Annotated in this window: 14 protein-coding genes; 7 read left to right on the forward strand and 7 right to left on the reverse strand. The window is 33.8% G+C overall.

What is annotated here, in order from left to right:
* Positions 1 to 38 precede the first annotated feature (38 nt).
* The 3 genes from QSV08_RS19975 to QSV08_RS19985 form a co-directional block, all read right to left on the reverse strand.
* Positions 39 to 749 (reverse strand): SGNH/GDSL hydrolase family protein, encoded by a 711-nt coding sequence (locus tag QSV08_RS19975; RefSeq protein WP_324025455.1) that lies wholly within the window; start codon positions 747 to 749, stop codon positions 39 to 41.
* 103 nt (positions 750 to 852) lie between these two features.
* On the reverse strand, positions 853 to 1416 hold the full coding sequence (locus tag QSV08_RS19980; protein WP_324025456.1) for a thioredoxin family protein: 564 nt from the start codon (positions 1414 to 1416) through the stop codon (positions 853 to 855).
* A gap of 106 nt (positions 1417 to 1522) precedes the next feature.
* The gene (locus QSV08_RS19985; RefSeq protein ID WP_324025457.1) at positions 1523 to 2575 is read right to left on the reverse strand and encodes a helix-turn-helix domain-containing protein; all 1053 of its coding nucleotides are present in this window, start codon (positions 2573 to 2575) and stop codon (positions 1523 to 1525) included.
* Positions 2576 to 2671: 96 nt separating this feature from the next.
* Between QSV08_RS19985 and QSV08_RS19990 the strand changes: the two genes are divergently transcribed.
* Genes QSV08_RS19990 through lipB form a run of 3 tightly spaced genes read left to right on the forward strand, consistent with a single transcriptional unit; the run spans position 2672 to position 4304 of the window.
* On the forward strand, positions 2672 to 2827 hold the full coding sequence (locus QSV08_RS19990; RefSeq protein WP_073240341.1) for a YqaE/Pmp3 family membrane protein: 156 nt from the start codon (positions 2672 to 2674) through the stop codon (positions 2825 to 2827).
* 11 nt (positions 2828 to 2838) lie between these two features.
* Positions 2839 to 3576: a hypothetical protein gene (locus QSV08_RS19995; RefSeq protein ID WP_324025458.1), complete on the forward strand. Its 738-nt coding sequence runs from the start codon at positions 2839 to 2841 to the stop codon at positions 3574 to 3576.
* A 26-nt stretch (positions 3577 to 3602) separates the two neighbouring features.
* Positions 3603 to 4304: a lipoyl(octanoyl) transferase LipB gene (gene lipB, locus QSV08_RS20000; protein WP_324025459.1), complete on the forward strand. Its 702-nt coding sequence runs from the start codon at positions 3603 to 3605 to the stop codon at positions 4302 to 4304.
* Between the two features lie 71 nt (positions 4305 to 4375).
* On the opposite strand, the gene QSV08_RS20005 is transcribed toward lipB, so the two are convergent.
* The 4 genes from QSV08_RS20005 to QSV08_RS20020 form a co-directional block, all read right to left on the reverse strand.
* Positions 4376 to 5506, reverse strand: coding sequence for a hypothetical protein (locus tag QSV08_RS20005; protein ID WP_324025460.1), 1131 nt, complete (start codon positions 5504 to 5506; stop codon positions 4376 to 4378).
* A 176-nt stretch (positions 5507 to 5682) separates the two neighbouring features.
* Entirely contained in the window at positions 5683 to 6375 is a 693-nt protein-coding gene (locus QSV08_RS20010) for a hypothetical protein (protein ID WP_324025461.1), read from the reverse strand.
* A 118-nt stretch (positions 6376 to 6493) separates the two neighbouring features.
* Positions 6494 to 8947, reverse strand: coding sequence for a ribonuclease HII (locus QSV08_RS20015; protein WP_324025462.1), 2454 nt, complete (start codon positions 8945 to 8947; stop codon positions 6494 to 6496).
* Between the two features lie 42 nt (positions 8948 to 8989).
* Positions 8990 to 9571, reverse strand: a complete 582-nt coding sequence (locus QSV08_RS20020) for a ribonuclease HII (RefSeq protein WP_324025463.1) — start codon at positions 9569 to 9571, stop codon at positions 8990 to 8992.
* A 207-nt stretch (positions 9572 to 9778) separates the two neighbouring features.
* On the opposite strand from QSV08_RS20020, the gene QSV08_RS20025 reads away from it, so the two are divergent.
* The 4 genes from QSV08_RS20025 (at position 9779) to QSV08_RS20040 (ending at position 16562) form a co-directional block, all read left to right on the forward strand.
* On the forward strand, positions 9779 to 12844 hold the full coding sequence (locus QSV08_RS20025; RefSeq protein ID WP_324025464.1) for a SusC/RagA family TonB-linked outer membrane protein: 3066 nt from the start codon (positions 9779 to 9781) through the stop codon (positions 12842 to 12844).
* Positions 12845 to 12915: 71 nt separating this feature from the next.
* On the forward strand, positions 12916 to 14307 hold the full coding sequence (locus QSV08_RS20030; RefSeq protein WP_324025465.1) for a RagB/SusD family nutrient uptake outer membrane protein: 1392 nt from the start codon (positions 12916 to 12918) through the stop codon (positions 14305 to 14307).
* 13 nt (positions 14308 to 14320) lie between these two features.
* On the forward strand, positions 14321 to 15052 hold the full coding sequence (locus tag QSV08_RS20035) for a hypothetical protein (RefSeq protein ID WP_324025466.1): 732 nt from the start codon (positions 14321 to 14323) through the stop codon (positions 15050 to 15052).
* A 130-nt stretch (positions 15053 to 15182) separates the two neighbouring features.
* Complete coding sequence (locus tag QSV08_RS20040) at positions 15183 to 16562, forward strand: aryl-sulfate sulfotransferase (protein WP_324025467.1); 1380 nt, start codon at positions 15183 to 15185, stop codon at positions 16560 to 16562.
* The last annotated feature ends 59 nt before the right edge of the window (positions 16563 to 16621 follow it).

Here is a 16621-nt window from a genome sequence, read left to right on the forward strand (position 1 = left end):
CCTTCGTTTATTTAGCTGGCAAATATAATCGATATGTATTAATCTTTCAATCTTGTAGACACTAAAGGATAGAGTCTTTCTACAAATTTTTCATAAGCAAGCCCAGAAGGATGCAATCCGTCATTGGCGACCAATTCCGGTTCGTCTAAACCTTTTAGCGTTATATCTGTAATATCGAGGAAAGTAACTCCCTTTTCTTTTGCAATAGACTTGGCGAAATTATTATACTTATCCAGTTGAAAAGAGATCAGTTCGTCTCCATTACTTTGTCCATATGGTGTGTAGTAGTAATCAGGTATTGAAAGTATGATTACTTTGTTAGCATCATTACCAGCTAGATTAATTGTTTTGTTTAATAATTCGGTAAACTCAGTTTCGTATTGAGAAAAAGGTCTAGATTGAAACTGGTTGTTTACACCGATTAATAGCGTAACTAAATTATAATCTGCAGATTCGCGACCACCAACAGCTGAAATGAGCTGATCTGTTCGCCATCCGGTTTGTGCAATTACCGTTGTATTGACTTGAAGATTTTTATTTTCTTCAATTTTTGTACTCAGTTGAGCAGGAAAACTATCTTCAAAATCAACACTTTCCCCAACAGTATAACTATCGCCGAGCGCTAAATACGTAATAATTTCTTGATTATTTGGGTCGCCTACTATTTGCTCAAATCTTATTTCTTCGGTCTGGCTGCATGAAGGTAGAGAGCTAAACAGAAAAACAATTAAGGTTAATTTATAAAGCATGTGAGCATATTTCATAGTAATCTAAGGTAATAGCGGTTATAAAGGTTTTAAAAGTTACTATAAAATACGCTATTAACCACATGCTTTTGATTGATGAATAATATCAGTCGAAATGTAATGAAGAAGCGTAATTGGGAATATATTCTTTTTGCGAAATAATTTTCAATATGTCACCTTCTAATGTTGTTATGGGTGTTTCAATAATTCTATTCACTTCTCTTCCGTTCTTGTAAAAAATAAATGTAGGAACCCTACGGATGTTTAATCCCCATTCTTCACCCTGCGGACTTTTCTTATACGATTTTTTTCGATGGTCAAGAGCAACTATTTTCAAGTTCTCCATTGGGTAATCTGCAGATTCTAGAATTTTAAGAAATCTAGGAACTTCGCGTTTGCTGTCACCACACCAAGTACCCATAAAAATCAAGATTTTGTAAGAAGCTAGTTGCTCTTTAAATACATCAATTTGAATTTGGTCACTCTCATAGTTTTCGAAATTAGGTTCGAACCATGTTTTGTAGGAGTTGGCTGAGAGTCCGCCAACAGTTATTTCTCCCAATAAAAAGGGTTGTTGATTGTCAATAATAATCTCTTGGTTGGTATTCTGAGAAAATGAGTTGAAGAAGAAGCTTAAGAGAAGTGTGGTCAATACAAATGATAATTTCATGATTTTCAGTTTTTATATTAGACCTGAAAATTCTAGAAATTACGAGAGTAAAATTGATTTCTTGGGGTGGAAATAGGTACTAGACCCTAGGTGGAAATTTAAAAGATTATTGAAAACGTTGTTTTATTTCGTCTCTCGACGACACCTCTAATTTCTTGTAAACGTTGTTAATGTGGGTCTTTACAGTGCTTACACTGATAAACATGGCTGCTGCAATCTCTTTATTGGTTTTGTTTTCAAGAATTTGTTGAATAACGTTGTTTTCTTGCTCGGTTAGCTTTGCGAGAGAATCGCTTTGCAAGTTTCTTGAAGTGCTTCTTTGTTTCAAAACAAAGTATATATTGAGCGATATAGAGAGTAGGAGTAAGGCTAGAAGTAACCATTTCCAAAAATCAGAATTTGATGAAGTGCTATCTTTTAATTGTTGGTCAATTGCTATTTCATTTAAATACAAATCGGTAAAGGGCGCATTTGGGTATTTAGAAAGTAATCGCTCGCCAAGTTCATTATAATAGTTTGTCTTGCCAATATCTTTTAGGTAATAGCTGTAGGTATCATTTCTTTTATCTGATAAAAAGTTGAAAATATAGAGTTCGGCTAAAGGCTCATCTAAATTTTCTCCGAAATCTTGCAAGGTCGAGAACCACTTTTTAGAATTCAGCTTTCTATTCGCATCACTTCTAAATTCATTAAAATCGAAAGCCATTTCTTCTTTTAAAATATCTATATCTAAAAAGGTAGATGATTTACTGTTTGTTGAGGTAATTTCACAGAGTTCTTCATTTGCAAAAGAAGTAGGGAAAGTAATGGTGTCGTTATTATTGGCAACAAAAAGTATGCTTTTGCTGAACTCGCAACTGCCAAAAAAGTGTTCAGAGTTTGAAGAAGCATCAGAACAATCATCTAAATGAATTCTGTAAATTCTATTGTCATCGTTAAGGTTATTCCCTTTGAAACTAAAATATCCTAATGTATCGGTAGTAGTTTTTTTAAGAATCTGTTCCATTGATATTCTACCAAACTTCCTGTAATCTTCAATGATAGATAGGTAAATGGTCTTTCCGCTTTGCTCATCTGCAATTTGACCTTCGAAACTATATTGAGATAAACCTTTAAAACAGGAGAAAAGAATAAGGATTAAAAATACTGTTCTGAACATTGATTAGTTTGTGGATAATAAAATTAATAGATTTTGTAACAAAGCGTTTGCAATTACGACCTATAAGGTACATCAATCAATCAAAATAATAATCAAATGAGTTTAATTCGAGTATTGCTCGCCATCTTTTTTCCTCCTTTAGCAGTTTTAGGCAAAGGTTGTGGTTCTTTTGTAATTGTTCTACTTTTGACTTTTTGCGGCTGGGTACCAGGTGTAATCGCTGCATTAGTTATATTGAATAACCCTAACTAGAACCAAAATACATGAGACTTTTTAAAATTCTATCTGTTGTTATTATAACAGTACTTTTCGCTGCCTGTAATTTTACTGAAGAAATTTATTTCAATGAAGACGGGTCAGGTAAACTGAGCATTCTTTTCGACGGTAATGAAATGATGCAAATGATACCAGAAACTGATTCTACAGAATTAGATAAAGCAATAGATTCTACTTTAGTCTTTAAAGACTTACTAAGAGAAAAAAAGGATAGTATAGCGCAGTTATCGCCAGAAGAGCAAGCTAAGCTAAAAAGATTAGAGCCTTTTAGTTTACGTATGATAGTTGATCCTGAAGGCGGAGTCATGAATTTTAATATGTTTACAGACTTCAAAAAAGTGTCTGAGGTAAATGATGCCTTTAATGCTTTTCAAAATGCTAGTGCTATAGGTCCTGTTGCAGGCGGTAAATCAATGCCAGCTGGTGCAACAGAAGAGACTACTACGGTTAATTACAGTTTTGAAAAGAACACATTTAAACGTGAAACAGTAATCTTAGATCAAGAATTATTTGAAAAAAGTTTAGACAGTTTGGCTAGTGCAGAAATGTTTCTATCTAGTTCTACATATACTTTTAAGTATCATTTTCCAAGACGTGTAAAGTCTACCAACATTGAAGAAGCAACTTTTTCTATGGATGGAAAAACTATGGTACATGAGGTAAATTTCTTAGAGATGATGAAAGATCCAGAATCTATGGTCATCGAAGTAGAATTAGAAAAATAGGATATTCCTTTTCATATCTTTGTAAGATGAATAAGAAGGTGCACGTACAAGATTTAGGTCTGAAGGATTATAAGGAGACTTGGGACTACCAAGAGCAGTTATTTAAAGATACCATTGACCTTAAAATACGAAATAGAAGAGAAGAATTGAGTTTAGAGACTCCGAATCATTTTCTTTTTGTTGAACACCCTCATGTGTATACACTTGGTAAAAGTGGAGACATTTCTAATCTCTTAGTTGATGAAAAAGTCTTAGCTGACAAAGGAGCTACTTTTTATAAAATAAATAGAGGAGGAGATATCACTTATCACGGTCCGGGTCAAATAGTGGGTTACCCTATCTTAGATTTAGATAACTTCTTTACAGATATTCATAAATACCTTCGTTTTTTAGAAGAAATGGTCATCTTGACCTTAGCTGAATACGGAATAAAATCTGAACGATCTCCAGGGGAAACCGGAGTATGGTTAGATGTCGGTACCCCGTTTGCACGTAAAATATGCGCAATGGGAGTAAGAGCCAGTAGATGGGTAACCATGCATGGCTTTGCATTAAATGTCAATGCCGATTTAGGATATTTTGATATGATGATCCCATGCGGAATTAAAGGGAAATCCGTGACTTCTTTAAATGTAGAATTAGGAAAAAAAGAGGTTGATTTAAATGAGGTAAAACAAAAACTATTGAAACATTTTCAAGTGCTTTTTGAAGCGGAAGTGATTATTTAGCATAGGTGGGTTGTTTTTTAATGGTTAATTTTTTTTGTATTTGCTCATTGTTTAATTAGGATTTTTAAATCTTAATTAAAACAATTAGAATTCCAATAGACTTGTTCGATATCACATGATGGTTGACGTAGAGATTCTTCTCTTGTTGATGTTGGAAAAATATTATTGGAAATCCATGCTCCAAATTGTGGATGCCCTCTTAATAGAATAGATTCATCTCTATTGTCTAAAAAAGTGTTGTGATGAATAACAATTGTAGATCCACCAACATTGCTTGATGAAGCACAATTTTTTTCATCTCTGCCGTGCATGTCAAAACTTCTGGAAAAATTATCTGTGGAGTTTCTTAAATCTAAATTATATCTAGCTTCATACTTTTGACCTAGATGTCCTGTTCCAGATATATCGTGTCTATTGTCCTTGAATAGATTTGCTTCAATTAAAACCTCAGATTCGCCATTTAATAAAACTCCATAACCTAATCTTATTCCTTGTGAATTATGAATGTAATTATGGTGAACATATCCATTTTTACTGTTTACGTAGGCAATGGCTGCGTGAGAGAAGTTTTCTATTTCCATATTTTCTATTTCTACACAATTACTATTATTTATTAAAATTGCCATAGACCTAATTGATGGGTCTATTTTATTTGGATGTGGACCGCTAATTCTTATACCTGTGAATTGAACTAGATTGGAGGAAATTTTAAATATGCTAGTTTTTGAATTAGCAATTTTTTGGTTTCCTAGATATTGGTTTTTGTCAATGATTAACGCTCCGTTTGAGTTATTTATTCCTCTGCCGCTCATTATAATGATACTGTTATTGACTTTTATTGTAGGTAGGTTAGTTAAATCAAAAATTGATTCGTCGTCCAAATAAATTATATCTCCATCTTGCGCATTTTTTATTGCAGAAATTAATTCGTTGGTGTTGTATACTTTGTTAGATATACAAGCAATACTCATGTCTTTATAGAAGCCTAATCCGCCACCTATTGGATTTTTTGTAGGGTTGGTTTCAGAGCCGCAACCGATGGGGCCTTTGCCAAAGTCATTAAGTATATTAATATCATAGCTACATTTAAATTTATAGTTGCATTTTGTTGTTTCTGAGTTAAGAGAATCTATTTCGGTAGAAACATCCTTACTACATGAAATCGATAGTAGAATAAAAATTACGGCAAGTATTCTTTTCATTTCGTAATAGCTAATTAAGATAACGCTATCAGCGTGTTTATGTTGTAGGTGATTACTGTTAATATTGGTTTTTTAATAATGAATATTTATATTATTTTATTAGGGATAACGTTAACATACGCGCATAAAAAAACCGAGGCTTTAGCCTCGGTTTAAAGTTGGGTATGGTTAAGTTATTATTTGCTGTGTGCCGTAAGCAATGTGCTGCTCATTACATCTCCGTTTTTCTTATAGGTTTCTTGTTTAACCATACCAATGCCTTCTGCAAGCCAAACTCTCGACGGGTAAACTTGGTTAGCCATCATCATTTTAGAACGGTTTTCGCTATATAAAACAAAGCAATCGTAAGTGCCGACAGTAGTAGTTACACTCTCTTTTTTCTCTACTTTTCTGTTTGTCATATCAACGGTCATATTCATGTTAATACCGCTCATGCCAATCTTCATAGCTACATTAGCATCTTTCAATTTTTGACCTACGGTAAGTTCATTGGGTATTTCAATGTCATTGCCAGATATTTCAATATCCATATCACCATATTGCTCCATCATTTCGGTAGGTAATAAAGATTCGTAATCTAAAGTAACTGCGTTGCCGCTACAAGCTAAATTGTAACTAGTGCTGTAAATATCTTTTCCTTTATTGTCTTTTAAGTTTATAGACATGGTGGCAGTAGTAGTATCGCCATTGTGGTTTGCTTCGATAACTTTGTAGGTGCTAACACCTTCAGTTTTTCCTTTTTTATTGTAATTGGTGTATTCCATTGAAACACCTTCGTTCATAGGGTAGAATGTGCTGCAGTTGTCTTGAGCGGTAACGAATGCGATCCCGATTAAAAAAAATAATGCGTTAAGTAATTTGATTTTCATTTTTTATATAGTTAAGATTCTGATTAATAACTACTTAAATATATGAAAATCATTTCATTATTCTGAATGATATGTGTGATCGGTATTTAAATGCTTGTGAATTTAACTTTCAAGTGTATTATCGTATTTTAAAAACTTTAAAGCTGTTTTCTTGGTCTTTAAATACAAATTCTGGTTTTTTATTTCCGTTTATATCTTCCATGTCAATTGGTGAACTACCAAAAATCGGAAAATTTGGAATTGATTCAGCTTGACTATCAAAGAGGTATATTTTCTGATTTTGTATATCGGTAACTGAAACGTAAATTTTATCGTTAAGGTAAAAGATGGTTGGTTTTGAATATACTCCTAATTCAAGCTCTACCTTCTTGTTGCGAATCTGTAAAGTATTGTCATTCATGATAGCTAAAGTTCTTGAAGTAGCATCTATACCGTGGTCTTTGGCAAGGTTTAGATTACTTGATGAGATTTTTCCGTTAGCATCTATTTGATACAGTATACCGTCGACAGAGGTAAATGTAAACTTGTTCTGATACAGCTTAATGTCATTATCAGAAAATGAGAACTTGTCTTTAACGTTAACCCTAGTTTTACCTACCCTGTTAGTTATTTTTAATTGACCGTTCTCTAATTTAAAAACGATATAATCTTTTTTACCGATTCTAAAATGTTGAGGAGCGGCTACTATGGGTGCTTCGGCAGTATCATAAGTAAAACCTTTAACTATGTCTCCTTTGCTGTTATACATGAATACGTTTTTATCTTGAGTAACAACAAAGCGATAATTTTTACGGCCCTCATAGTCAAATACGGCTAGTGGGTTTAAGTTACCACCAGTGTACTTTTTGGTAAACGATTGAACATCTTTTCCATTTCTATCTAAAATTAAGAATTCGTTGTTCGTGGTAAATGCTAACTGTAATTTTCCATTCTTAAACAAGTCAACCTGCTGAACTTTACCCTGTATAGTTCCGTTAAGTTGTTTTTTCCAAATAATTTTTCCACTATTAGAAATTAAGTAGAGTATATTTTCTTGGTCTTGAACTATAATCTCTTTTCTTCTATTGCTATGGTTCGTTACAAATTGTGGTAAGGTAGCCAGGTCAGTATCGAATTTGACTTCAAAAGCAGAAGAAACAGAACTTGACTCCTCTTCTTTTGTAATTTTTTTTATTAAGAAATTGGTGTGAAAGAATCCCGCATCTGCGATTATCTGAGAGGCAAAAACATAATCATCTAATTTGCTGGAGGCAAATGAATTGCTTAGGGTTTTAGAAACAGATTCATTCATTGCGGTAACAAAACCTTTTAAATTGGAAATGGACACTACACTTGAAGAAGAAGTAAGATTGTTTTCTGCATTTTTAAATAAGGTGGTCTTGTCAAAAGTATCACCCGTTTTTATTTTGGTGATTACAGATTCTAGCGTGCTCTTAGACTTAGAAAAAAGAAAAGTATTCTCAACAATACTCGCAAATTCAAAAGAATGTTCTCCAATTAAAGGTGTTAACGGGTCAAATATTTCAAGATTAGATTTTAATCCCCAAATTTCATTACTGCTAAATTCTTCGGCAGATACTTTCTCCTCATTAATATAGTCAAGTAGTGTTGCGGTACCGTATGTTCTCAAAAACAAAACGTGTTCGTTGTTATACTCCGCGATTCCAATTTCTTCAACGGTACTAAGAAGTGAATCTAAAACCGTGGTGGGGTAGTTGTTAAGTGTTTTGTTGTGAGTGTATTTATTAAAATCATCTAAACCAAATGATGTCATATTGTTGGCATCGCTAGGTGTTAAACTCCATGTTTTGTTTTGAATAGGTTTTGTGTTGTTGAATAGATTCAGGAATAGATTTTTACCTACATTTGATTCAGCGACCCCGTTAAATAAGATTTCGTTGTCCTTTAAGGATAGGTCTAGAGACATCGAACTTCCGAAGCTTGAAATATGTTGATCATCAGAAAGTAATTTTTGAAATAGCATTCTGCCACTTTCTAAATCTATCCAAATATTTGCAACCTTGTCAGTGTTCGAAACTTCGTAAAAGCGTTCTAACGATTCATTTTTTACTGGGGTTTCAATAGTATTTATAAGGTTTTGTAGTAATGATTGAGAAGAACTTAAAACCCAATGCTTCTCGATCAACGTGCTATAAAAAGTGTCCTTTTCAATTTTGTATGTGGTGATGGCTACCTCATTATAATTATACGACTCAATACTTTTGTTCGAAATAGAATCACCATTAGTAATCACTAAACTATCTGATGATATGTAGGTATAATCTATTCGAGTACTATCAGCCGATAAAGCTAATAACCCTTTTTTCTGATTAGTAAGATAGTTAATCGGAGTTAGAATTTTCTTTACATCTATAAATGGCTTTTGCGACTCAAGTGAATTTAAAATTTCGTTAGTCGTAAGCTCATCATTAAGCGTTTCAAAATCATTTATTTTAAAAACTACGCTGGCATTAGGGGGAACTAAATCTAAGATAGAATTTTCAGATTTTTTTTTAGATGTACAAGATATGCCGAAAAGGATAATTAAAGCATATAATAAAGTAAGCCTCATGCGAAAAGTTTGTGCAAAGTTATACTATTTGTTACATAAAATTTAGTTGTCTGGCAAAAGCTTAAAACTCATTCTATGGTACTTGGTAGGTCCATATTTTTTAATGGCAGCTCTGTGCTCTTTTGTAGGGTAGCCTTTGTTCTTTTTCCAGTTATACATAGGGTATTCCTCATGTAGTTTTAACATGTAGGCGTCACGAGCAGTTTTCGCCAATACAGAAGCTGCTGCAATACTTAGATATTTAGAGTCCCCTTTTATTATGCAAGAATGGTCTATGTTTTTGAAAGGTTTAAATCTGTTGCCATCTACAATTATATACTCTGGTATTTGAGATAGGGAATCTATCGCATTATGCATCGCCATAATAGAAGCATTTAAAATATTGATGTCATCTATTATCGTAGGCTGAATATGAGCAATGCCAAAGCATATGCTCTCATTCTTTAAAAGAGGTTCTAGAAGTTCTCTTTTTCGCTCAGATAAAAGCTTTGAATCTGTTAAAATTGAGTTTTCGAAAGATTCTGGCAGTATTATTGCTGCAGCGGTCACAGGTCCCGCCAAGCAACCTCTTCCAGCCTCGTCAGTACCTGTTTCGTTAATATTTTTGTAAAATTTAAGAAGCATTATGTTTTTTTTAACTTAAAATTTTGATTTTTAAACATGGATTTAGTGTTAAATAATTGTTTTATTTTCAACAAAATCGATATTTCAGAAAGAAAAAAATAATAATAAGTGTTTTTTTAACAAATATCTTTTTTGAGTTAAGATAGGTTTTGGAATACTAAGCAAATTTTTGGACTTTTGGCGCAAGCTAATTCAAAAACAAATTTTATGAAACAGAAGTTGACGTGGATGTTGACACCGTTATTGGTGCTCTTCATGACATTTTCCTTTGCACAGGAAAAAACAGTGACCGGTGTTGTAACCGATCAAAGCGGTTTACCGCTACCGGGAGTGTCCGTTGTAGTTGTTGGAACAACTAACGGGTCTCAAACAGACTTTGATGGTAACTATGCCATTAACGCGAATTCAGGTGAAAAATTGCGATTTTCTTACCTAGGTCAAAAAACAGTGACGATGAGTGTTGGTGCATCCAATACCATTAATGTACAATTAGAAGAAGATGCTGAAGCATTAGAAGAAGTTGTTGTAGTAGGTTACGGTTCTAGATCAAAAGAACTTTCAACATCTGCAATTGCAACAGTTTCTGCTGAGAAGATCGAAGCATTCGTACCTTCTACTAGTATTGATAACATCTTACAGGGTCAAGCTGCAGGTGTACAGGTTACTGCTTCGAACGGTAGACCAGGTAACACTGCCTTCGTTCAAATTAGAGGTGTTGGTTCTATTAACGCACAAACTACTCCTTTGTACGTAATTGATGGTGTTCCAATTCCTATTGATACAGAAAGAGATTTCAACCCAATTAGTAATTTGAACCCAAGTGATATTGAGACATTCTCAATATTAAAAGATGCGGCTACCGTTTCTAAGTATGGTTCTCGTGGTGCTAACGGTGTAATTTTAATTACAACCAAAAGAGGTAAAGCTGGTGATGCAAGAGTGAAATTTTCTTCATCTTACGGTTTTGGTGAAATGATTCCGAATAATTTTGACGTAATGAATGCTACTCAAAAACTTGAGATAGAGCGTCAGTATTCTGCTTTAGGTGTAAATGCTGCTAGTAGTATGCCTGGTGCAAATGCTACTCCAGAAGAACTTGCAAGGTTAACATCTTTAGATACAGATTGGCAAGAGGCTTTACTTAAAAATTCTATCATTCAATCGAACAATCTATCTGTTTCTGGTGGTGATGAGAAATTAACATACTATATGTCTTTAGGGTATGACAAGAATACAGGTATCATCAAAAATATCGATGGTTTTGAAAGAATGTCTGCTCGTTTAAATACAAATTACCAAGCAAAAGATTGGTTGAATATTGGTGCTAATGTTTCTGTATCTCGTAGTACTACAGATTTACCAAGAGATAGAAACAATGTTCAGAATCCATTTAGAGCAATGTATGATTACAATCCATATGATCCTTTATTTTCAACTAATGCAGATGGTTCTATAGTTACAGATGATCAAGGTAATAATGTTTATAACCCTACAAGGTCAGGCTTTCCAATTGCTTTGGCTTTGCAGACTGAGCAAGAAGATACAAGAAACTTATTGTTAATAGGTAACATAAGCGCTGGTATGACATTTAGCGAAAAATTTTCTAACAACTTCAGTGTTGGTTTAATTAGTAACAGATACAATAGAACTACGCGTTCTATTGCTGGTGGTGTATTACAAGGGTTTGTTGGTGATGCTAACTTTCCTGGTACTCAAACTGATAACTTAAATATAGATTTTGAATACAACGTTAACAACGTATTTACATATTCAGATACTTATAACGGTGTTCACAATCTTTCAGCTAGTTTCTTATTAGAATATAATGAGAATATTGCAACTAGTATGTTTGCTTCGGCTAGAGGTTTTCCTTCTCCAAGTATTCCTTATTTAGATGTAGCTGCAGAAGCAACAAATGCTGGTTCAAGCGAGGCTAGAAGAATTTTATTCTCTCAAGGTTTATTTGTTGATTATGATTATGATGGTAGATATATTGTTTCTGGTTCTGTTAGACGAGATGGTTCTTCTAGATTCGGTCCTGATAATAAATATGGTTATTTCTATAGTGGTAGTGCAGCATGGAATATTGCTAACGAGAGCTTTATGGAAAACTCTATATTCAATACGTTGAAATTAAGAGCGTCATACGGTACTTCTGGTAACCAGAATATTGGTGATTTTCAATATTTGAACTTATTAGATTTCGGAAATACTTATAACGGTCAAACAACAGCTTTGCCTATAGGTGTAGGTAACCCACAAATTCAATGGGAGTCTCAAGCTATATTTGATGTTGGTGTTGAATTCGGATTATTTAATAACCGTGTAAATGGTGTTGTAGATTACTTTAAGAAAAATTCAAATGAATTACTTTTAGATCGTCCTATCTCTTACACTGTTGGTGATGAGAACAATTCTATATTCTCTAATATTGGTGAAATTCAAAACTCAGGTATTGAAGTTTCTTTAAGTGGAGATGTTATTAGAACTCAAAACTTTAAATGGACACTTGGTGGTAACATCACATTCATTGATAACGAAGTTATAGAGTTGGTTGAAGGCGAAGATATCGTTACTGGTACATTTAGCGATAATATTTTACGTGTAGGTGAAGAAATTAATTCTTACTACATGGTTGAATATGCTGGTGTTAACCCTGCAAATGGTGAGCCATTATATTATGATTTAGATGGTAATGTTACCAATGAGTATAGTACTAGTTTCCAAAAACTTCTAGAGGGAAAATCTCCTATAGCTGATTTTGAAGGTGGTTTTTATACAGCTTTTTCTTACAAAGGTTTTGGTTTAAGAGGTGATTTTGTTTATAAAGGAGGAAACTACATTATTAACAATCAGCTTCAAGAAGGTCTAGCAATAGGTAATATTGATAGTAATTTAAGAACAGATGCTTTTAATTACTGGAAACAACCAGGTGATACTAATGTTTTGCCAAGTCCTTTATTTCAAGGTACTGCTGATCAAACTTCAACAAGATTCTTGGAGAAAGGTGATTACTTAAGGTTACGTACAATGACTCTAGATTACAATATGCCTAGAGATATGATTGATGGTATGGGGTTAAATTCATTAAGGTTCTTTGTAGCTGGACAGAATTTATTTACAATCACTGATTTTAGTGGTGATCCAGAAGTTGGTTTAGGTTCTGCAGAATCGGGTGAGCCTGGTGATGTAGGTTTCGTACCTGGATCATTTAACCTATTTAGCTATCCAAACACAAGGTCTTATACTTTTGGTGTTGAAGTAGGATTTTAAAAACAAAAAAAAAGTTAGAAATGAAAAATAACATAAAATTATTAGTTCTTTTATTTTCGTTCGGGTTCTTTATGTCCTGCGATGATGAGTTGAATGATCTACAACCGTTTGTAGAAGGAAACCCTGAAACATTTTTTAATAGTGTTTCTGCATTCCAGAATGGTGTAGATGGTGCTTACAGGCAATTGTGGAATTACTATTCAAGCACTGGTTCAGGTTTACAAGGTATTCCTGATATCCTTTCAGATAATGTAATTATTGCACAGACGGGCAGACGTTCAAATCAAGATTATTATAACTACAGGTATGTATCTGGTACTGGTGGTGCAATTGATTTGTATTGGAGTGAAGCTTACGAGGCCGTAAACGTTGCCAACTTGGTAATTGCTCAAATTGATAACTTAGGTGATGGTGCTGATAAGGATAATATCTTAGGGCAGGCTTTAGCAATTAGAGCTTGGGCACATTTTGATCTTGTTAGGGTTTATGGTAAAATACCAACACAATCTGCAGATGCTAACGCTTCTTTAGGTGTTGTTTACATTAAAGTTGAAGACGGCGATACAGAGGATCCTTTTGCAGAACCTACAAGAGAAACTGTTGCTAGCAACTATGCTGAAATTATCGGCGATTTAGAAAGAGCTAGTCAGTTAATCGGAGCCGATAATGGTCAAGGAAAATTAAATACAGATGGGGTATATGCACTTTTATCTAGAGTTTACCTATACAATGGTGAATACCAAAAGGTAATTGATGCTGCTGATGAAGTTAGTGTTCCGTTGGCAACTGCAGAAGATTTAGAAGGTTTATATACTGATGCAAATGAAGCTGGTATAGTTGTAAAACTTGCAATTAATACTTCTTCTGAGAGTGGTGGTAACAATGTTGGTGTATTATACAGCCAATCAAATGCTACTTCTACTATTTCAGAATATGTTTTCGATTTTGATTTTATTAATAGTATTGCTGAAGATGATTTAAGAAAAGACGCTATTTCTTTTGTAGGTTTAAATTCAGACAATCAATATAATGCAATCTCTAAATTTTTAGGAGAAACCGGTCAGGTTAATGGTCGTGTTGATGTTAAGGTTATGAGAGCTGCAGAAGTTTTATTAAATAAAGCAGAAGCACAATTTGAATTAGGGCAAGATGCTTTATCAACACTTAATGAGCTTAGAGATTTAAGATACGTAGCTTATGATGGTGGTGAAGCTGGTCAAGATCTTGAAGATGCTATTCAATTCGAAAGAAGAGTTGAATTGTCATTTGAAGGTCATAGATTCTTTGATTTGAAACGTCGTGGAGAACCTGTAATGCGTTCTACAATGGGAGACATTATCGATGGTACTGGAACACCTCCAGATTTTCCAACTTTAGATGCTGACAATTTTAGATTCCAATTACCAATTCCTATTTCTGAAATCAATGCTAACCAAAATATGGTTCAGAATCCTGGCTATTAAAAACTATAGAATTATGAAAAAGTATATTTTAATAATTGCAGTACTATTTGCTTTCGCTTCATGTGAAGAAGAGAATATAGTATTTGATAATGAAAACGGGCAAACAGGCGTTTCTTTTGCAACAACAGCGTATAACGTTTCAGTACCTACCGAAGGTTTAGGTATAGATGTGCCTGTTAATGTAACTACTGTTGCTGCTGCTGATAGAACATTTAGTGTTTCTGTTGATGATGCAACGGTTGGTGATGCTGGTAACTATGCTCTAGGGTCTGTTACTATTCCTGCAGGTGAGTATAGTGGTATTTTAAATGTTTCTTTAAATTTTGATCCTTTAACTGAAGGTGAAGTTTATACATTGGTTGTAAACTTAGATGCGCCAGCAGATGGTGTAGCCTTTAGCGAGCAGGTTGAAATTGAATATTTTAAAGAGATTGTTTGTAATGATATCGTTGTTACTGTAAATACAGATTTATATGGTGACGAGACTAGTTGGGAAATTACTGATGCTGATGGTACAGTTGTAGCGTCTGCAGGTCCTTTTGGTCGTGGTGTAGAATCAGTTGTTAATGAAGTTTTCTTAGAAGATGGTTGTTATACATTCACTATTTTTGATGCTTATGGCGATGGTCAAGTAGATGGTACAGTTACTGGTAACTATACAATCACATGTTCTATATTGAGCGTTCTTGATGGTGGTGGAGCATTTGGTGCTTCTGAAGCTAAAGAATTTTGTATAAATCAATAGTGATTTAAATACATTATTGTATTATTTATTTAAAATCAGGCTGAAGCAATTTGGCCTGATTTTTTTTTGAATTAAGATTAAGTTTAGGCTAAATCTTACGACATAATTAAGACCTTAATAACTATACATTATGAAAATTAAAATTTTGACCAAATTCTTGGGTGTACTTTTCGTTAGTTTCTTTTTGGCGTGCTCATCAGATGATGATGTTACTGTTGTTGATGAAAAGGAACCTGAAGAAGGGGTTATTGAAGAGGAAGAAGAACAAGAGCCTGAGGTGCCAACTGAAGTTGTTTATCCAATTGAAGGAGAAACAGGTACAATACTATTGAATGATAAATTATTATCTCAAGAAGGTTATGTATTGGTGAATGAGTCTTCTGAAGATAGAGTGTATTTAATGGAGAAAGATTCGGCATTGATTGTTCATGAGTGGCAATTAGAATTCGGATTAGGTAACGATGTTGAGTTATTATCTGATGGTAGATTGTTGGCGTCATTGGGAGTAGAAACGCCAGATTTTAGTTTTGGTGGTTTTGGAGGGATTATTCAATTGATTAATCCAGATAGTTCTGTTGATTGGGAATTTACATATGTCAGTGAAGAGCATATAATTCATCACGATGTTGAAATGTTGCCTAATGGAAATGTCTTGGCAATTGTTTGGGATTTAAGAAGTGCAGAAGAATTAGATGCTATTGGTTATTTAGGTGAAGAAGAAAAGGTGTATACTGAAACTATTATTGAAATAAATCCCGCTACAGATGAAATAGTTTGGAAATGGGAGTCTTGGGATCACATAGTACAAGATGCAGATGATTCTAAACCACGTTTCGGAATAATTAATGAACATCCAGAATTAATCAATATTAATTTTATCGATGTTTTAAGGGAAACCGAAACACCAGATGGAGACATAATGCATGCTAATGGATTTGATTATGATGAAGAGAATGATCTAATTTATATGACCATTAATAATTTTAGTGAGGTGTGGGTAATAGATCATAGTACAACCAACGCTCAAGCCAAAACAAATACTGGAGGTTCTTATGGTAAGGGTGGAGATTTAGTATACAGATTTGGTAACCCTACTGCTTACGATAATACATTTGGTGAACGTTTATTTTATAATAATCATTTTCCTAATCTATTAGAGAATGATGTGCCCGGTGATGGAAATATTTTGGTTTATGTAAATGGTAACGGAGATTCACAACAATCTGTTGTATATGAGTTAGACTTACCTTCTAACTTTAATTTACAAGTAAATGGAAGTAATGAATTAGATGTAATTTGGAGTTATACACGAGAAGGTTTATATGCGCCAAGAGTATCAGGTGCGGTTCGTTTAGATAATGGTAACACGCTAATCACTTCAGGAACTTCTGGTTTTATTGAAGTGACCAAAGACAAAGAAGTAGTTTGGGAATTTGAAGGGTCAGGTTTTTATTGGAGATCTTATCATTATAATTTAGGCAGTTCAGCACTTTCCTTTTTGAATAATTGAATCCCTTAATATCCTGTTGAAATAGATGTTATAGAATTAAACAAACTACGGTTGCATTT

This window comes from Maribacter sp. BPC-D8, from assembly GCF_035207705.1.
In the GTDB taxonomy this organism is placed as follows: Bacteria; Bacteroidota; Bacteroidia; order Flavobacteriales; family Flavobacteriaceae; genus Maribacter.